The organism is Corynebacterium sp. Marseille-P8863 (assembly GCF_946902955.1).
Classification (GTDB): domain Bacteria; phylum Actinomycetota; class Actinomycetes; order Mycobacteriales; family Mycobacteriaceae; genus Corynebacterium; species Corynebacterium gottingense.
Window position 1 is genome coordinate 314966 of sequence record NZ_CAMPQC010000001.1, and the last position, 17432, is coordinate 332397.

The following is a 17432-nucleotide window of genomic DNA, read 5'->3' on the forward strand; positions in this document are numbered from 1 at the left end:
GGCCTGCGAGCACTGAACAAGAACTTTTAGGAGACAACAATGAAGAAGATTGCTGCCGCCATCGTCGGCCTGACCGCAGCGCTCACCATGACCGCCTGCGGTTCCGTCGAGTCCGCCGACAACGCGGAATCCACCGGCTCCGAAGGCGCCTCCGAGAGCCAGGCCGTATCCGCCGAGAAGTGGGAGGCCCCGGAAGGCCTCTCCGGTGAGCTGGACTACTACTCCGCGAACCCGCAGGGGCTTACCGACGCCCTCGTCGAAGCCTTCGAGGAACGCACCGATGTGAAGGTCAACGTATTCGCCGACACCACCGGCAAGATCACCGCCAAGCTCAAGGCGGAGGAAGCGAACCCGCAGGCCGACGTGGTCTACCTGGCGTCCTGGAAGGCGGCCGCGAAGCAGGCAGAGGCCGGCGCGCTCGAGGCGTACAAGCCCGCCAACATTGAGAACTCCAACCCGAAGTGGAACGCGCAGGACGACACCTTCCACGGCCGCGACGGCTCCGCGCTGACCCTGGTGGCCAACACCGACGTCATCGACGAGGCCCCGACCGACTGGGAGGACCTGGCCGACCCGAAGTACAAGGACATGGTCATCATGCCTGACCCGCGTGAGTCCGGCACCGCCGCCGACCTGCTCGCCGCCATGGTTGCAGAGTGGGGCGAGGACAAGACCTGGGAGCTCTTTGACAAGCTGTTTGACAACGGCATGATCGTCGAGGGCGCCAACGGCCCGGCGCTGGACAAGGTCACCTCCGGCTCCAAGGGCATCGTGCTCGGCGGCGTGGACTACTCCGCGTACTCCAAGAAGGACAAGGGCGAGGCGTTGGAGATCAGCCTGCCGCTGTCCGGCACCACGGTCTCCCCGCGCCCGGTGATGATCATGAAGACCTCCGACAACAAGGAGGCAGCACAGGCCTTCGTCGACTTCATGTTCTCCGAGGAAGCGCAGCAGATCTCCGCGTCCAAGTACATGATCCCGGCGAACCCGGAGGTCGAGCCGAAGGAAAGCCCGAAGCTGGACGAGATCACGCAGATCTCGGACGACTGGGAGGCCATCTCCGCTGAGTCCAAGAACGTTCGCGAGCAGTTCGCCGAGCGTTACCTGTAACACCCACCCGCGGCGCGACTGGCGCCGCCTGCGCGAGGAGCGAGGAAGTACGTGACGACCTTGAACACGGGAACGCCGGGAACGCCGCTGGCCGAGCCGGGAACGCTGTCGGCCGAGCCAGGAAGCAACAACGCGCGGGCGGGGCGGCGCCCGGGGCGTAACACCAGGCGGGGCAACGGCCCCGGCATCTACGTGGTGCTGCTCCTTCTCCTCGTCCTCGTCGCTGCCCCGCTGCTCTCCGTGCTGGTCACCGCGGTGACCGGCTACCGCGATGAGCCGTCCGCGCTAGGCGAGCTGGTCGAGCCCGGCATGCTCAAGGTCCTGGGTAACACGATTGTGCTCTCGCTCATCGTCGTCCTCTTCGCCACGCTCTTCGCCGCCCCACTCGCCCTGTTCCGCGCCTGGACCCCCATGCGCAAGGCGGGCTGGGTGGAGGTGCTCATCATGGTGCCGTTCATGACCCCGCCGTTCGCCGCGGCGATGGCGTGGATGGACTTCACCCGCGTGCGCGGCGTGGCCGACATGCTGCTCGGCGAGACGCTCGGCGGGTTCGCCCACGACGCCATCTACTCCGTCTGGGGCATGGGCTTCATCATGGCGGCGGAGCTCTTCCCGTTCCTCTACCTCATCCTGCGCAACTGCTTCGAGGGCATCCCCGCCTCGCAGCTGGAGATGGCGCAGGTGGCGGGCGCGTCCCGCTGGCAGCAGTTCACCCGCATCATCGCGCCGATGGTGGTCGGCCCGTACTCGTTGGGCGCGCTCATCGTCTTTATCAAGGCGGCCGGCGAGTTCGGCACGCCGGTGACGCTGGGTAACGCAATCGGCTACAAGGTGCTCGTGTCCTCGATCTACGAGGACGTGACCATCGACCCCCTCAGCTTCAGCAGCGCGGCCGCGACCTCGTCCGTGCTGTTCGCCCTCGGCGTCACAGCGTGGGCCATCCAGCAGTGGGCGAGCCGGAAAGACCTCACCGGAGGGGGAAGGGCGTCGCGGCCGGTGCGACTGCGGGCGTCGAAAAGCGCAATGGCCCTCGCTTGGGTGTACAGCATGGTGGTGTTTGCCCTGTCCGTATTCATCCCGTACATCTCCATCGTCCTGGCGGCGATGACGATCCTGCGGTCCAAGGCGCCGACGCCGAACAACCTCACCTTCGACTACTTCGCCATCGTGCTGTCCATGCCGTCTGCGCAGGAGGCGCTCACCCGCTCGATTCTGCTCGGCGCGATCGGCGCGACGACCGCGGTGCTGGTCGCCCTCGCGATCACGCTGCTGACCATGCGGCGCTCCACTATCGTGGCAAAGCTCACCGACTTCCTCGCCGTCGCCCCCGACACCGTGCCCGGCATCGTCCTGGCCATCGGCTTTATCCTCCTGTGGAACTCCCCCAACCTGCCGTGGACACCCTACGGCACCCAGATCATCCTGGTCATGGCGTTTACCGTACTGTTTACGCCGATGGCGGTGCAGAACGTGAAGACGTCCGCGGCATCCATGTCGCCGACGATGTTGGAGGCCGCCGCGATCTGCGGCGCCACCCCGGCGCAAACCTTCACCCGCGTCACCGTGCCGCTGCTGGCGCCGGGCCTGTTCGCCGGCTGGCTGCTCGCCTTTTTCGTGGGCATCCGCGAGCTGGTCATGTCCTCACTGATTCGACCGAGCAACATCAACCTGCTCGCGCCGTGGATCATGAACCAGTACGACCAGGGCCACCGCGCCGAAGCGATGGCGATGACGCTCATCGGCGTCGGCACCTCGACACTCGTGCTCGTGCTCGTGCGCTGGTGGCAGTCCCGCCACGCGCGTTAACCTGGTCCAATGACCGCTCCGATCCTCGTCCTGGCAGACATCCACCTTGGCCGCCCGCAATCCGGCGCGAAGAAAACTGGTCCCGGCATCGAGTGGGCGCTCGAAGCGCTGCAGCGCGGGGCGCAGGCAGGGGCTGCGCACTTTGTGATGCTCGGCGACGTCATCGACCGCTCCCGCTTCACCAGCGCCACCTTCGGCGAGGTCACGCGCTTCTTCGCCCGCGCCCTCGAGCTGTTCGACACCACCGTCTTCATCGCCGGCAACCACGACGTCCACCACGACCTCTCCGCAGTGATCCCGCCAGGTGTCGCTGTGGCGGGCACGCGGCCGCAGACGATCCGCGCGGGCGGGTGGGCGCTGCACACCGCCGCCGTTGAGGTGGACCGCGACCCGCGCCGATTGGTGCCGTCGTTTCCTTCGCGTATCAGCGGCGCGCCCAACCTCGGCCTCCTCCACACCTCCGTCACCGGCGAATACTCCAACAACGCCTGCTTGCCCTGCGACGTTGAGGAGCTCGAGACGCGAGGCTACGACGCTTGGGCGCTCGGCCACGTGCACCAGCGGATCGAGCTGGACGCGGCCGTGCCCGTCGGCTGGGTGGGTATGGGGCGCGGGCTCATCGCCACGCTTGACGACGCCCACGTGACCCTCCGCGACCTCTGAGTTTTTCCTAGATGTCGTAGTCGCCGCGGGCGGCCGCGATGTCGTGCGCGGACGGGGCCTCGCGGGTCAGCGCGATGAAGTTGCGCAGGACGCGGTCCATCTGGCGCGCCTCGACGAGGAACGCGTCGTGGCCGACGGGCGAGGACAGCTTCGACATCGCGAGCAGGTTGCCCAGGTTGCGGGAGAGGTGTTCCTGCTGGTGGTAGGGGTAGAGAATGTCGGTGTCAACGCCCACGATCATTGTGGGCACGGTTGATGAGGCCAGCGCCTTGTTCAGTCCGCCGCGCCCGCGGCCCACGTCGTGGCGGTTGAGGGCCTCGGTGAGGGTGACGTAGGAGGCGGCGTCGAAACGCTCGGTGAGCTTGCGGCCCTGGTGCTCCAGGTACGACTGGACGGCGAAGCGCTCGCCGTCCTCGCGGTAGGCGCCGAGCGGGTTTTCGCCGGGCTGGGCGGAGGTGCCGAAGCGTTCGTCGATCTCCAGCTCGCCCCGGTAGGTCAGGTGGGCCAGGCGGCGGGCGGCTGCCAGGCCCGCGTCCGGGGCGCGACCCGTGCCGTGGTAGTTCCCGCCCTGCCAGTCCGGGTCCTGCGTGATCGAGGTGATCTGCGCCGTCTGGATCCCAATCTGCCAGGCGCTCGCGCGCGCGGAGACGGCAATCACCAGCGCGTAGTCCACCTGCTCCGGGTAAAGCAGCGTCCACTCCAGCGCGCGGGCGCCGCCCATCGAGCCGCCCAGGATCGCGTGCACGCGCGAGATACCCAGGGCCTCGAGGAAGCGGTGCTCGGCCAGCACCATGTCGCGGATGGAGACGGCGGGGAAGCGGGAGCCCCACACTCCGGTGCCGCCCGGGTAGGGCGAGGCCGGACCCGTCGACCCGTAACAGGAGCCGAGGGCGTTGGTGCAGATCACGCACCACTCGTTGGTGTCCAGCGCCTTGCCGGGGCCGATCGCTTCGCACCACCAATCGGAGGCGTCCGGGTCGCCGGTCAAGGCGTGCTCGACAAGCAGGATGTTGTTGGTGCCGTTGGGGTCACCGGCCGGCTCGCCCCATCGTCGGTAAGCAATTTGCGCCTCGTCGATCTGGGCGCCTGCCTCGGTGCGGAGGGTGCCGATGTCGACGGTGGCGAGCTGGCCCTCGGGGGCGAGTGTGAGCATGGGGTCCGCCTAGATCGCCGCGAATCCGCGCTTGAGGTCGTCGATGATGTCGTTGATGTCCTCGATACCTACGGACAGGCGGACCGTGGCCTGGCTGATGCCGGCGCGCTTGAGCCCCTCCGCGTTGGACTGCGAGTGGGTGGTGGAGGCAGGGTGGACCACCAGGGAGCGGACGTCGCCGATGTTGGCCAGGTTGGAGTGGAGCTTGAGGGCGTCGATAAACGCCCAGGCCTTGATGCGATCGTCCGGGTCGCCCGCGACCTCAAACGAGAGCACGGAGCCAGTGTGAGCGAGGCCGAGCTTGTCCTTGACAGCCCTGTACGGGGAATCCGGCAGGCCGGCGTAGTTGACCTTCGCCACCTTGTCGTGGTTGGCCAGGAACTCGGCGACCGCAGCAGCGTTCTCGTTGTGCTTGTTCACGCGCAACTGGAGGGTGTCCAGGCCCTGCAGCGCGACCCAGGCGTTGAACGGGGAAATCGCGGCACCCGTGTCGCGCAGCAGACCGGCGCGGGCCTTCAGTGCGAACGCGGGCGCGCCCAAGTCCGCGTACTTCAGGCCGTGGTAGGCCGGGTCCGGGGTGGTGAAGTAGGGGAAGACGTCCTCGCCGTCGCGCTGGACGGTCCAGTCGAAGGAGCCGCCGTCGATGATCGCGCCGCCGATGGCCGCGCCGTTGCCCGTGTAGAACTTGGTGGTTGAGACCACGACGACGTCCGCGCCCAGCTCGATCGGGCGCACGAGCGCGGCGGTGGCCATGGTGTTGTCCACGATCAGCGGGACCTGGTTGGCGTGCGCAACCTCGGCCACCGCCGGGATGTCCAGGATGTCCGCGATCGGGTTGCCGAAGGTCTCGCCGTAGAAGGCCTTGGTGTTGGGGGTGACGGCGGCTTGCCAGCTGGCCGGGTCATCCGGGTTGTCCACGAAGGTGACATTGATGCCCAGGCGCGGCAGCGTGACCTGGAAAAGCGTCTCGGTGCCGCCGTAGAGGCGCGGGGAGGTAACGATGTGGTCGCCGGCCGAGGCGAGGTTGAGGATCGCGGCGGTCTCCGCGGCCATGCCGGAGGCGAAAGCGACGGCGGCGACGCCGCCCTCCAGGGAAGCGAGGCGATCCTCCAGCGCCTGCTGGGTGGGGTTTGTCAGGCGTGTGTAAATCGGGCCCGCGTCCGAGAGGTTAAAGCGGTTCTCCGCGTGCTGCGCGTCGTCGAAGACGTAGCTGGTGGTCATGTAAATCGGCTGGTTGCGCGCGCCGGTATCGGAGTCGACGGGCTGGCCTGCGTGGATGGAGCGGGTGGCGAAGGCCCACTCGTTGGCGTTGGAGTTGTCGTAGTTGCTCATGGCCCCTGACCGTAACGCGCGGTCGGTCCGTTGTGTACCAAGCTGTCTATTTTGCGTGTTAAACGGCTGAATAAAATTGGGGTGGTTTGCCCAGCTCGTGAGAGTGTGATGTGCGTTGTGGTGAGCGGGGATGTGATCTGGGTTACATTAGGTGGTGTGCTGGACACCGCTTAAGAATTCGAAGCTGTAAGGAGACACCACGTGCCAACCCAACCCGCAGACCACGTCCGTGAAGACATCCGACTGCTCGGGCGGGTGCTTGGCCGGGTGATCGCCGAACAGGAGGGCCAGGAAGTCTTCGACCTGGTTGAATCCACCCGCCGCACCGCCTTCGACATCGCGCACGGCGACGCCACCCCGGATGACCTGCTCGCCGTGCTCCGCGAGCTGGACATCACGAACGTGAACCTGGTCGCCCGCGCGTTTAGCCACTTCGCGCTGCTGACCAACCTCGTCGAGGACCTGGACGACGAGAAGGTCCCCGCCCCGGTGTCGCTGCGCAACACGTTCGCGCACCTGCACGACAGTGGGGTGGGCGCAGATCGGGTCGCCGAACTGGTCGCCGGCGCGCAGGTCTCGCCGGTGCTCACCGCGCACCCCACCGAGACGCGCCGGCGCACCGTCTTCGACACCCAGACACGCATCAAACGCCTGCTCAGCGAGCTTCACGCCGGTGCGGACCCCGAGGCGATCGAGCGCGAGATGGAGCTGCGCATGACCCTGCTGTGGCAGACCGCCCTCATCCGCATCGCGCGCCCGCGCCTCGAAGACGAGATTGACGTCGGCCTGCGCTACTACAAGCTCTCGCTGCTCGAGCAGATCCCGGAGCTCAACCGCGCCATCCAGCAGTTGCTTGCCGACGCCACCGGGACCGTCCCTGCACTCACCCCGGTCCTTCGCCCGGGCTCCTGGATCGGCGGCGACCACGACGGCAACCCGTACGTCAACGCCGAAACGCTGACCTACGCCACCCGCCAGGCCGCCGACACAGCGTTGGCACACTACCTGGACGAACTGGCCGCCCTGGAGCGCGAACTTTCCCTGTCGGACCGCTATTCCACCTGCTCGGCAGAGCTTTCCCAGCTCGCCGACGCCGCCGACAACACCGCCGAGTCCCGCGTGGACGAGCCCTACCGCCGCGCCGTGTACGGGATCCGGCACCGCGTTGCGGCGACGCGCGCGGCGTTGGCGGGGGAGCAGGTGGGCGTCGACAAGCATGATCCATACGCTGACCCCGCGGAACTGCTCGCCGACCTGGACTGCATCGACGACTCGCTGCGTGCGCACGGCGGCGCGATTATCGCCGATGACCGGCTCGCGCGCCTGCGCTCGGCCGTGACCACCTTCGGCTTCCACCTGTACACGCTGGATCTGCGGCAGAATTCCGAGTCCTTCGAGGCGGTCGTGGCGGAGGTGCTCGCGACAGCCGGTGTCTGCGAAAACTACGCGGAGCTCGTGGAGGAGGACCGAGTGGAGGTGCTCGTCGAGGAGCTGTGCACACCGCGGCCATTGCTGCGCGCCGAGGCGCAGCTTAGCGACGCCACGCGCAAGGAAATGGGTATCCTCACCGCAGCAGCACGCGCCGTCCGCTACCTGGGCCACGGCGCGGTCACGCAATGCATCATCGCCATGACGGGGGCGGTCTCCGACATCCTCGAACCCATGGTGCTGCTCAAAGAGGTCGGGCTCGACGCGGTCAACGTTGTGCCGCTGTTTGAAACGATCGACGACCTCGCGCACGGCGCGCGCATCCTCGAAGACCTCTGGTCGCTGCCCTTCTATCGCGACTACCTGCGCGAACGCGGCGACGTGCAGGAGGTCATGCTCGGCTACTCCGACTCCAACAAGGACGGCGGCTACCTGCAGGCCAACTGGGCGCTTTACGACGCCGAACTCGCCCTCGTCGAACTCTGCAACCGCCACGGCATCCGTCTCCGGCTCGCGCACGGCCGCGGCGGGGCAGTCGGACGCGGCGGCGGGCCCACCTACGACGCCATCCTCGCCCAACCCAAGGGCGCCGTCGACGGCTCCATCCGCATCACCGAGCAGGGAGAGATCATCTCCGCCAAGTACGGCTCGCCCGAGACCGCGCGCCGCCACCTCGAGGCCTTCGTCGCCGGCGCCCTCGAGGCCTCCCTGCTGGACACGGAGCCGATCGCCGACCCGACCCGCGCCTACGACATCATGCGCGCGCTGTCATCGTATTCCGGCGAGAAGTATTACGAGCTCGTCCGTGACCCCGGCTTCATCGACTACTTCACCCAGTCCACCCCGCTCCACGAGATCGGCGAGCTCAACCTCGGTTCCCGCCCGGCGTCGCGCAAACAAACCACTGCGATCTCCGATCTTCGCGCCATCCCCTGGGTCCTGTCCTGGGCGCAGTCGCGTACCAACGTGCCCGGCTGGTTCGGCGTCGGTACCGCGGTGGAGCGCTGGGCGGGCGAGAGCGAAGCACGCTGGGACGAGCTGCGCGAACTCTACCGTGACTGGCCCTTCTTCCGATCTGTAATGGCAAACATGGCGCAGGTGATGGCGAAAGCGGAGATGTCGCTGGCTCGCCTCTACGCCGACCTGGTCGAAGACGCTGATGTCGCTGAGCGGATTTTCGGGCTCATCTCCGACGAATTTGAGCGCACTCGCCAGGTGTACTTCCGCATCACCGGGCACACGGACCTTGTTGCCGAGAATCAGCGGCAGGCCCGCTCGCTCAAGCGCCGCTATCCCTACCTACTGCCGCTCAACGCCGTCCAGCTCGAGCTGCTTCGCCGCTACCGCGCCGGCGACGAAACCTTCCTCGTCTCCAAGACCATCCAGGTCACCATGAACGGTCTCGCCACCGCGCTGCGCAACGCGGGGTAGATTTCTGCGGAGTGAGGGAACCTGGACCTGGTTTTCATCGTCAAACTAGGTATGGGGATTGACAGAGAAAACCAGGTCGAACTGCGGCGGTGGGAAGCACGGAAGGGGGAGCTGCGGCGGGGGATCGTCGATAAGCGCGCGCTGTCGCGGGAGGCACTCGTGTATCTCGCTGAGCACTATTTGGCGCTGAGCTCAGTGATCTACTACCCGCGTAGCGCGTGGGAGGAGTTGCGATACCATGAGCGGCAATGGCTGCGCGTCGAAGCCGCTGGCAGGACAAGTAACAGCGCGATCCTAGTTGGACGTTCGGCTGCGCGGATGCACGGTATGTGGGTCATTAGCACGTCAGCGGAACACATTGAGCTCGCCTTGCCATCCGGGGGTGTCTCTACCAACAGAGATCGTAGTCAGGGCCTGGTGTTTCGTCGATCGAAACTGCTCCCGATGGACATTGGCGACGTTGACGGGCACCGACTGACAACCGGTTTCCGCACTTTCGCTGACATCGCCCGCTACCACGGATTCGTCGAGGGACTCGTGGCGGCCGACTACCTACTCCGGAGAGGGTTCGATCTGGAGATGCTGCATACACATGCTGCCTTGCTCGGAAGAGCCAAGGGAATCGGTACGGTAAGAAAATGTTTGGACCACGCGGTAGCCAACTCCGATTCACCGTACGAATCCCTCGCGCGTGGGCTGCTCATCCAAGCAGGAATTGGTCCGGTGACAACGCAGTATGAGGTGGCTGGGCGGTATGCCGATCTGTGCATCGATGGCTGGCTGCTCATCGAGATCGATGGTGAGGTGAAATACCAAGGCCCAGACGCAGAACAGGTGAGGCAGAAGGAATTTCGCCGGCAAAAGCGGATAGCGAACCAGGGGTATGTGTTCCTGCGGTACTCGCCGGGCTTCCTGCGCAGAAATCCGGAGACGTTTGTGCAAGAAGTGCGCGACACTCTGGTGGGGCAGCAGAAAGCGGTGCGGCGGAGGCTACGTTGATGCGGCTGACACGAAAGCTAAAACGTAGCGGGAGAAGCGTAGCCCCTAAAACGTAGCCTTTCGAGTAAACGGAAAAACTTTGGCCAACTCAAACATGATTTACTCGAAAGGCTACGTTCTAGAGGCTACGCATTAGGGGCTACGCTTCTGAGGCTACGTAGTGCGACATCGACAGGCCAGGTCAAGAGCCGTAAACCAAAGCCCCGGCCGCCACGAAAACGCAGCAACCGGGGCCGGAATGGCCGAGCGCCTACTTCTTCAGCGCGTCGATGATCTTGTTGAAGGTTTCGGACGGGCGCATGACCGCGGTGGTCTTCTCCTCGTCCGGCCAGTAGTAGCCACCCAGGTCAGCGGCGGAACCCTGTGCGGCGAGCAGCTCGGAGTCGATCTGCTCGGCGTTGTCGCGCAGGTCCTTTGCAATCGGCTCGAACGCGGAGGCCAGCTCGGCGTCGTCGGTCTGGGCGGCGAGTGCCTCGGCCCAGAACAGGGACAGCCAGAAGTGGGAACCGCGGTCGTCGATCTCGTTGACCTTGCGGGAGGGGGACTTGCCTTCGTCGAGAAGCTGCTCGGTGGCCTTGTCCAGCGCGGCGGCCAGGACGCCGGCGCGCTCGTTGCCGTTGGTGTTCTTCTCGTGGCGGAAGGACTCAGCCAGTGCGAGGTACTCGCCGAGGGAGTCCCAGCGCAGGTGGTTTTCTTCCTGGACCTGCTGGACGTGCTTCGGGGCGGAGCCGCCGGCACCGGTCTCGAACAGGCCGCCGCCTGCCATCAGCGGGACCACGGAGAGCATCTTCGCGGAGGTGCCCAGCTCGAGGATGGGGAAGAGGTCCGTGTTGTAGTCACGCAGCACGTTGCCGGTGACGGAGATGGTGTCCTCGCCGCGACGGATGCGCTCGATGGAGGTCTTGGTGGCCTCGACCGGGGATTGGATGGAGATGTCCAGGCCCTCGGTGTCGTGGTCGGCCAGGTACTTGTTCACCAGCTCAATGAGGTTGCGGTCGTGTGCGCGCTCCTCGTCGAGCCAGAAGATGGTCTTCATGCCGGAGAGGCGTGCGCGGTTGACGGCCAGCTTGACCCAGTCCTGGATCGGGGCGTCCTTGGTCTGGGTGGCGCGCCAGATGTCACCGGCCTGGACGTCGTGCTCGATCAGCACGTCGCCTGCGGAGTTGACCACCTGTACGGTGCCGTCTGCCGGGATCTTGAAGGTCTTGTCGTGGGAGCCGTACTCCTCGGCCTTCTGCGCCATGAGGCCGACGTTCGGGACGGTACCCATGGTGGTCGGGTCGTAGGCGCCGTTGGCGCGGCAGTCGTCGATCACGGCCTGGTAGACGCCGGCGTAGGAGGAGTCCGGGATGACGGCCAGGGTGTCCTGCTCCTGGTCGTCGGCGTTCCACATGTGGCCGGAGGTGCGGATCATGGCCGGCATGGAGGCGTCGATGATCACGTCCGACGGCACGTGCAGGTTGGTGATGCCCTTGTGGGAGTTGACCATGGCCAGCGACGGGCCGTCGACAAGCTGCTGCTCGAACGCCTTGCGGATCTCCTCGCCGTTCTCCAGCTCGGACAGGCCGTCGAGAATTGCACCGAGGCCGTTCTCGCCGTTCAGGCCGGCCTCGAGCAGCTCTTCGCCGTACTTGTCAAAGACGGGCTTGAAGTATGCGCGCACGACGTGGCCGAAGATGATCGGGTCGGAGACCTTCATCATGGTGGCCTTCAGGTGCGCGGAGAAGAGCACGCCCTCTTCCTTGGCGCGCTTGACGGCCTCGAGCAGGAATGCGTCGAGGGCGGCGGCGGACATGTAGGTCGCGTCGATGACCTCGCCGGCCTGGACCTTCAGGCCCTCCTTGAGCACGGTGCCGTCGGTCATCTTGATGGTGAGGGTGTCCTCGGACGGGATAATGACGGACTTCTCGTTGTGGCGGAAGTCGCCGGCATCCATGGTGGCGACGTTGGTCTTGGAGTCCTTCGACCACTCGCCCATGGAGTGCGGGTGCTTCTTGGTGTAGTTCTTCACAGCCTCCGGCGCACGGCGATCGGAGTTGCCTTCGCGCAGCACCGGGTTCACGGCGGAGCCCTTGACGGCGTCGTACTTCTCCTGCGCCTCCTCGTACTCCGGCAGGTCAAAACCGGCGGCCTGCAGCTCGGCGATAGCCTTCTTCAGCTGCACCAGAGATGCGGAGATGTTCGGCAGCTTAATAATGTTCGCCTCGGGCGTCTTGGCCAGCTGGCCGAGCTGCGCCAATGCGTCGTCAAGCTTCTGCTCATCGGTGAGGCGCTCCGGGAACTGCGAGATAATGCGGCCGGCGAGCGAGATGTCGGCGGTATCCACATCGATCCCTGCCTGGGAGGCGAACGCCTCCACGATCGGCTTGAGCGAGTAGGTCGCCAGCAGGGGCGCCTCGTCGGTGCGGGTCCAGATGATCTTAGCCATTGTGCTCCTCATATTTCTGGTTGGCAGTGTTCAACCTCTCAGCGTACAGCGTTTACATACCGCTTGTCCTGTAAAAGGTAGTCTCGGGGGCATGAGTCTCACTATCGCTTCTGTGAATGTCAACGGGATTCGGGCCGCGACGAAGGTTCGCAACGAGGACAACCTGGGCATGCTCGAGTGGCTGCAGCACACCAGCGCCGACGTGGTACTGATGCAGGAAGTCCGCGCGACGGAGGAGCAGGCGCACGCGGCGCTTGCCCCCGCCCTCGATGAGGGTTGGCAGCTGGTAGTTGCGCCCGCTGAGGCGAAGGGGAGGGCCGGGGTCGGCATTTTGTCGAAGCATTCGCTTATCGACGTCCACACTGGCATCCCCGGATTCGAAACCGCCGGCAGGTTCCTGGCGGGGACCCTGCCGTGCGGGACGCGCGTCGCCTCCCTCTATCTGCCGTCGGGCGCGGCCGAGACCGCGAAGCAGGACGAAAAATACGAATTCCTCGATCAGTTCGAGCCCCTGCTCGCCCAGTGGGCCGCGCAGTACCCGCAGATGGTGATCGGCGGCGACTGGAACATCTGCCACCGCCGCGAGGACCTGAAGAACTGGAAGACGAACCGCAAAAAGTCCGGCTTCCTGCCGCCGGAGCGCGCGTTTATGGACTCGGTGTTCGGCGCATTCCCCGACGATGAGGCGCAGGATATAGAGGACAAGGCGAACTCGGGCTGGGCCGGCGCGGTGGAATACGGTGCCGGGGATGCTGGGGATCCAGCGCCGCGCACGGCTGCGGCGGAGCCGGCGTGGTTCGACGTGGCCCGTCGCCTGTCGCCCGAGGGCGCGCCGTACACGTGGTGGACCTACCGCGGACAGGCGTTTAACAACGACGCAGGGTGGCGCATCGACTACCAGGCGGCGACCGCAGACATGCTTGCCCGCGCACAGCGCAGTTGGGTGGAGAAGGCGGGCGCGGTGGAGCTGCGCTGGTCGGACCACTCTCCGCTTCTGGTCGAGTACGCCGACGGGGGTGGAGCATGATCGCTTCCTATGTTTCCAACTTCAGCACCGCGAACCTGGTCTCCATCCTCTACGTCATCGGCATCGTGGCCGAGGCGATGACGGCGGCGGTGGCGGCGGGCCGGATGCGCATGGACCTGTTCGGCGTGATCACGCTCGGCGCGCTGACCGCGCTGGGCGGCGGCACGGTGCGCGACGTGCTGCTCGGCACGTACCCGCTGACGTGGGTGGAGCAGCCGCTGTACCTGGTCACCGTGATCGTCGCGGCTGCGGTGACGGTGCGGGTGAGCTGGTTGCTCGTGCGGCTGCGGCGCAGCTTCCTCGTCGCCGATGCGATCGGCCTGGCGGCGTTCGCCGTGCTGGGTATCCAAACTGCTGTGGAGAACGGGCACGGCTTCATCATCGCGTGCGTTGCGGCGGTGACCACGGGCGTGTCGGGCGGTGTGCTTCGCGACGTCCTCTCCGACCGCGTCCCGCTCGTCTTCCACAAGGAGATGTACGCCTCGGCTGCCGTCATCGGTGTTGTGGTGTGGTGGGTCCTGTCCTGGCTGGGCATCCACGAGTGGGCGGTCATCCTAGTGACCCTGGTCGCGGTGCTCGGGGTGCGCCTGTTCTCGCTCAAGCGGGGCTGGAGCCTGCCGGTCTACGAATACGACGAGGAGGCGGCGGCCGCCTACGACCCGCGCTACGCGCTGACCACCTTCATGTATCACCGCGCTCGCCACATTCCGGGCGCGCGCACTGCGTACCGGGGCTTGAAGAAGATGAAGCTGCCGCCCAGGAGCGAGCGGAAGCGCTCCGACGGCGAGTGATCCTGACATCGCGCACCCCCGCCCCCAGATTCGGGGACGCGGGGGATTTTTGGGGCAACACCTGAACACTGTTCAAGCAATGCGGTAGCCTTTTGGCAGTCATTACATTGAGAACGGAGTTTAACCAATGTCACACGCACCTATTCTTGATATTGCACGCGAAAAGGCCCTGGAGAAGGGCGAGGGTCTGAACCAGGAGGAGATCCTGCAGGTCCTCCAGGTTCCTGACGAGGACCTCCAGGAGCTGCTGGAGATCGCGCACGAGACCCGCATTAAGCACTGCGGCGTTGACGTGTCGCTGGAAGGCATCATCTCCCTGAAAACCGGCGGCTGCCCGGAGGACTGCCACTTCTGCTCCCAGTCCGGCCTGTTCGAGTCCCCGGTCCGCGCCGTGACCCTGGACATCAACGAGCTCGTCGAGGCTGCCAAGCAGTCCGAGAAGATGGGCGCGGCCGAGTTCTGTATCGTCGCCGCCGTGAAGGGGCCGACCCAGCAGCTGCTCGACCAGGTTGCCGCCGCAGTCAAGGCCATCCAGGACGAGGTGGACATCTCCATCTCCGCATCCCTGGGCATCCTCACCCAGGACCAGGCGCGCCAGCTCAAGGAGATGGGCGTGTCGCGCTACAACCACAATTTTGAGACCGCGAAGTCTTACTTCCCCAACGTGGTGACCACCCACACCTGGGAGGAGCGCAAGAACACGCTCGAGTACGTGCTGGCCGAGGGCATGGAAACCTGCTGCGGCGGCATCATCGGCCTGGGTGAGTCCCTGGAGCAGCGCGCCGAGTTTGCCACCCAGCTCGCGGAGATCCAGCCGCACGAGGTCCCGATGAACTTCCTCGATCCGCGCCCGGGCACCCCGTTTGAGGACCGCCCGCTGGTTCCACAGGGCGAGGCGCTGCGCGCCGTCGCGGCGTTCCGCCTGGCCATGCCGACCGCCCAGCTGCGTTTTGCTGGTGGCACCGAGCTCGCGCTCGGCGACGACGGCACCGAAGCCGGCCTCCTCGGCGGCGCCAACGCCATCATCGGCGGCAACTACCTGACCACCCTGGGCCGCCCGATCGAGCAGGACCGCGAGGCCGTTGACCGCGTGCTTGACCTGGGCATCACCCCGGTCGGCCAGAAGATGAAGTCCGGCCACGGCGCGGTCTACGACACTATCAAGGCCCTCTAATGCGCGTGCCGGAGAGCACCGAGCTTGCCGACGCCATCCTGTCCGGCGAGCTTCAGCTGCCCGTGAACCCGAACCGCCCCTATGACGCGCCGCGCATTTGCCCGGTGTGCGAGCGTCGCATGGTGGTCAAGATCAGCCCGTTCGGCTGGGAGGCGTGCTGTTCCCGCCACGGCATCCTGCGCTCGGAGTGGCTAGAGCGGTAGCGGAGGTGCGAGTGGTTGCTAGGGCACGAAGCGCTTTGTGCTACGAAACGCTATCGCGCTGACGGCGAGTGTGACCAGGCATGCGGCACTCATGCCACTGACTTCGGCGGTGTACCACTCACCTATATGGGATTCAATAGTCCAGCACAGTGTCACCGCGATGAGGAAGGTGGAGAAAGCGGTGATGAGGCCGCGCCCGGTGCCGTAGGAGGCGTAGACCAAACCGAGCGCAACCCCCACGATGGCAGCCACGAAGAAGAACGCGATGTGGAGCAGCATCGTCAGGGTCATAGATGTGGTGTCTTGCCCGGCGTTCGCCATGATGTAGGCATCGCCGTTCGTGTCCGTCCAGGGTACGTCTGCGCCGTTGGTGAATAGGAACAGGTCATAGGGCTGGTAGTACGGGTTCTTGAACTGGTTGTAGATCGAGGATGCCGCGGTGGACACTCCAAGTATCACCGCCGCAATGACGGCGGTGATTGTTGCAGAGTTCATCCACGCGGAAAAGCTCGCGCCGAGCTGGTTTAACGCGCTCCACTGCGTGCCAGCGTGGAAAAATAGGGCGGTCAGGGCGAAGCCTCCGAAGATGGTCCAGAAGGAACCGTCTCCACTGTAGAAACGGCCCAGAGGGGCCAGGATTAGTAATACGGCCAACGCCACCAGGTAGGACAGCGGCTTGAAGGGGCTGAGGAAGAGTTTCATCGTGCGGGCCTTTCTGTCGCAAGGAGGTCGATGAGTTCGGCATCGTCCGGGTACTCGATGGGTAGGTGGACATCGTTCTCACTGATGGGTTCGGTGAAAGTGGCGCGTGTCGTCGGCCCGAGGCTCGCTGACTCCGCAACAGGGAAGCGGGCGATAAGTTCTTTGATCTCGGCGGTGGGGCCGGTGACCGTCGGAAAACGCAGGCGGGCGTCGTCGAGTGGGACAGGGCGCGAGACCTCGTGATCGAATGTCTGCATGACATGGGTGGCCAAACCGGCGAAGTCCTCGGCGCGATGCGACGCCATCACCACGCTGCGCTGCGGGTTCTCCGCGATGTAGTCAATCAGCCGCTGGCGGACCTGTTTACGGGTGGTGGTGTCGATGCCGTCAAACGGCTCGTCGAGGAGTAGCAGGTCCTTGCCGATGGCTAGGGCCACCTCGATGGTGAGGAGGCGGCGCTGCCCAACGGAGAGGTCCCTGATACGGGTGTTGGGGAAGTCGAGCTCTGCATGTGGGTGGATGGCCGCGACCGCGCGCAGGTGGTCGTCTACGGTCGTGCCCGCAAACTTCGCGTCCGCACCAGCCGGGACAAACGCGGCGTGCGGGCCCATGAGTGTGTGTAGGAAATGGGTTTTGCCGGCGGCGTTTGGGCCGACCAGCGCGTAGAAGCCGGGGTTCATTGGGGGCGCTCCTTTTTAATCATTGCGGCCAGCTCCTCGGTGGTGATGCCGAGCTGGTTGGCCTCATGGACAAGCGGTTGGACAAAGTTGCGGGCAAATGCCTCGCGACGCGTACCTAATACCTGGTCACGCGCACTCTCTAGAACAAACATGCCGAGCCCGCGACGCTTTTCCAGCAGGCCCTCGTCGAATAGTTCGGTGAGCGCCTTGGCGGAGGTTGTTGGGTTGACGGAGTGATAGGCGGACAACTCGTTGGTGGACGGCACCCGGTCGCCGGGAGCGAGGGCGCCAGCGCCGATGAGGTCACGTAACTCATCGGCAATCTGTTGGTATATGGGTTTACCACTCATGTGGGTAACCATAGAACCAGCAAGGCTGGCGTGTCAACCCCCAAATTTTCCAACGCGCCGGTAGGGCCGGTTAGGTCGCGAAAGCTGCTTGTCAGCGCTGATTTCTAGCAGTGCTGCATCCCTGTACTACTGGTCGGGTCGAGCAAGTGGTAGGC

Annotated in this window: 15 protein-coding genes; 9 read left to right on the plus strand and 6 right to left on the minus strand. The window is 65.4% G+C overall.

Going from position 1 to position 17432, the window contains the following annotated elements; all coding sequences use genetic code 11:
• Positions 1 to 39 precede the first annotated feature (39 nt).
• The 3 genes from OVO38_RS01580 to OVO38_RS01590 are packed head-to-tail and all read left to right on the plus strand — an operon-like array spanning position 40 to position 3579.
• Positions 40 to 1110 carry an ABC transporter substrate-binding protein gene (locus OVO38_RS01580; protein WP_095277710.1) on the plus strand — a complete coding sequence of 357 codons (1071 nt, stop codon included), beginning with the start codon at positions 40 to 42 and terminating at the stop codon, positions 1108 to 1110.
• Positions 1111 to 1161: 51 nt separating this feature from the next.
• Complete coding sequence (locus OVO38_RS01585; protein ID WP_233126928.1) at positions 1162 to 2916, plus strand: ABC transporter permease; 1755 nt, start codon at positions 1162 to 1164, stop codon at positions 2914 to 2916.
• A gap of 9 nt (positions 2917 to 2925) precedes the next feature.
• A complete protein-coding gene (locus OVO38_RS01590; protein ID WP_095546128.1) occupies positions 2926 to 3579 on the plus strand; it encodes a metallophosphoesterase family protein in 654 nt (217 codons plus the stop codon).
• A gap of 7 nt (positions 3580 to 3586) precedes the next feature.
• Here the strand turns inward: OVO38_RS01590 and metX are convergent, their stop codons facing one another.
• Both metX and OVO38_RS01600 read right to left on the minus strand, forming a co-directional pair.
• Positions 3587 to 4732: a homoserine O-acetyltransferase MetX gene (gene metX / locus OVO38_RS01595; protein WP_095277705.1), complete on the minus strand. Its 1146-nt coding sequence runs from the start codon at positions 4730 to 4732 to the stop codon at positions 3587 to 3589.
• 9 nt (positions 4733 to 4741) lie between these two features.
• Positions 4742 to 6064 carry an O-acetylhomoserine/O-acetylserine sulfhydrylase gene (locus OVO38_RS01600; RefSeq protein ID WP_095546126.1) on the minus strand — a complete coding sequence of 441 codons (1323 nt, stop codon included), beginning with the start codon at positions 6062 to 6064 and terminating at the stop codon, positions 4742 to 4744.
• Between the two features lie 201 nt (positions 6065 to 6265).
• On the opposite strand from OVO38_RS01600, the gene ppc reads away from it, so the two are divergent.
• Positions 6266 to 8923: a phosphoenolpyruvate carboxylase gene (ppc, locus tag OVO38_RS01605; RefSeq protein ID WP_267207584.1), complete on the plus strand. Its 2658-nt coding sequence runs from the start codon at positions 6266 to 6268 to the stop codon at positions 8921 to 8923.
• Between the two features lie 51 nt (positions 8924 to 8974).
• Complete coding sequence (locus OVO38_RS01610) at positions 8975 to 9922, plus strand: hypothetical protein (protein WP_095277699.1); 948 nt, start codon at positions 8975 to 8977, stop codon at positions 9920 to 9922.
• Positions 9923 to 10172: 250 nt separating this feature from the next.
• Here OVO38_RS01610 and OVO38_RS01615 read toward each other — a convergent pair whose 3' ends face one another.
• Positions 10173 to 12350 (minus strand): NADP-dependent isocitrate dehydrogenase, encoded by a 2178-nt coding sequence (locus OVO38_RS01615; protein ID WP_267207585.1) that lies wholly within the window; start codon positions 12348 to 12350, stop codon positions 10173 to 10175.
• Between the two features lie 91 nt (positions 12351 to 12441).
• Here OVO38_RS01615 and OVO38_RS01620 point away from each other — a divergent pair, with 91 nt between their 5' ends.
• The 4 genes from OVO38_RS01620 (at position 12442) to OVO38_RS01635 (ending at position 15545) form a co-directional block, all read left to right on the plus strand.
• Positions 12442 to 13377 carry an exodeoxyribonuclease III gene (locus OVO38_RS01620; protein WP_267207586.1) on the plus strand — a complete coding sequence of 312 codons (936 nt, stop codon included), beginning with the start codon at positions 12442 to 12444 and terminating at the stop codon, positions 13375 to 13377.
• Positions 13374 to 14168 carry a trimeric intracellular cation channel family protein gene (locus tag OVO38_RS01625; protein WP_267207587.1) on the plus strand — a complete coding sequence of 265 codons (795 nt, stop codon included), beginning with the start codon at positions 13374 to 13376 and terminating at the stop codon, positions 14166 to 14168. The genes OVO38_RS01620 and OVO38_RS01625 overlap by 4 nt, the downstream gene beginning before the upstream one ends.
• A gap of 127 nt (positions 14169 to 14295) precedes the next feature.
• Entirely contained in the window at positions 14296 to 15342 is a 1047-nt protein-coding gene (bioB, locus tag OVO38_RS01630; protein ID WP_095277691.1) for a biotin synthase BioB, read from the plus strand.
• Positions 15342 to 15545, plus strand: coding sequence for a hypothetical protein (locus OVO38_RS01635; RefSeq protein WP_267207588.1), 204 nt, complete (start codon positions 15342 to 15344; stop codon positions 15543 to 15545). The genes bioB and OVO38_RS01635 overlap by 1 nt, the downstream gene beginning before the upstream one ends.
• Before the next feature lie 18 nt (positions 15546 to 15563).
• Here the strand turns inward: OVO38_RS01635 and OVO38_RS01640 are convergent, their stop codons facing one another.
• The 3 genes from OVO38_RS01640 to OVO38_RS01650 are packed head-to-tail and all read right to left on the minus strand — an operon-like array spanning position 15564 to position 17277.
• Entirely contained in the window at positions 15564 to 16247 is a 684-nt protein-coding gene (locus OVO38_RS01640; protein ID WP_267207589.1) for a hypothetical protein, read from the minus strand.
• Positions 16244 to 16927 carry a hypothetical protein gene (locus tag OVO38_RS01645; protein ID WP_095537185.1) on the minus strand — a complete coding sequence of 228 codons (684 nt, stop codon included), beginning with the start codon at positions 16925 to 16927 and terminating at the stop codon, positions 16244 to 16246. Before OVO38_RS01645 ends, OVO38_RS01640 begins: the two co-directional genes overlap by 4 nt.
• Positions 16924 to 17277: a GntR family transcriptional regulator gene (locus OVO38_RS01650; protein WP_095537184.1), complete on the minus strand. Its 354-nt coding sequence runs from the start codon at positions 17275 to 17277 to the stop codon at positions 16924 to 16926. The genes OVO38_RS01645 and OVO38_RS01650 overlap by 4 nt, the downstream gene beginning before the upstream one ends.
• Positions 17278 to 17432: the final 155 nt, after the last annotated feature.

Bases quoted from the DNA above. Each gene is read 5' to 3' on its own strand.
- OVO38_RS01580 (WP_095277710.1), top strand. From the start codon at position 40: ATGAAGAAGATTGCTGCCGCCATCGTCGGCCTGACCGCAGCGCTCACC.
- OVO38_RS01590 (WP_095546128.1), top strand. From the start codon at position 2,926: ATGACCGCTCCGATCCTCGTCCTGGCAGACATCCACCTTGGCCGCCCG.
- metX (WP_095277705.1), bottom strand. From the start codon at position 4,732: ATGCTCACACTCGCCCCCGAGGGCCAGCTCGCCACCGTCGACATCGGC.
- OVO38_RS01600 (WP_095546126.1), bottom strand. From the start codon at position 6,064: ATGAGCAACTACGACAACTCCAACGCCAACGAGTGGGCCTTCGCCACC.
- OVO38_RS01610 (WP_095277699.1), top strand. From the start codon at position 8,975: ATGGGGATTGACAGAGAAAACCAGGTCGAACTGCGGCGGTGGGAAGCA.
- OVO38_RS01615 (WP_267207585.1), bottom strand. From the start codon at position 12,350: ATGGCTAAGATCATCTGGACCCGCACCGACGAGGCGCCCCTGCTGGCG.
- OVO38_RS01620 (WP_267207586.1), top strand. From the start codon at position 12,442: ATGAGTCTCACTATCGCTTCTGTGAATGTCAACGGGATTCGGGCCGCG.
- OVO38_RS01625 (WP_267207587.1), top strand. From the start codon at position 13,374: ATGATCGCTTCCTATGTTTCCAACTTCAGCACCGCGAACCTGGTCTCC.
- bioB (WP_095277691.1), top strand. From the start codon at position 14,296: ATGTCACACGCACCTATTCTTGATATTGCACGCGAAAAGGCCCTGGAG.
- OVO38_RS01635 (WP_267207588.1), top strand. From the start codon at position 15,342: ATGCGCGTGCCGGAGAGCACCGAGCTTGCCGACGCCATCCTGTCCGGC.
- OVO38_RS01640 (WP_267207589.1), bottom strand. From the start codon at position 16,247: ATGAAACTCTTCCTCAGCCCCTTCAAGCCGCTGTCCTACCTGGTGGCG.
- OVO38_RS01645 (WP_095537185.1), bottom strand. From the start codon at position 16,927: ATGAACCCCGGCTTCTACGCGCTGGTCGGCCCAAACGCCGCCGGCAAA.
- OVO38_RS01650 (WP_095537184.1), bottom strand. From the start codon at position 17,277: ATGAGTGGTAAACCCATATACCAACAGATTGCCGATGAGTTACGTGAC.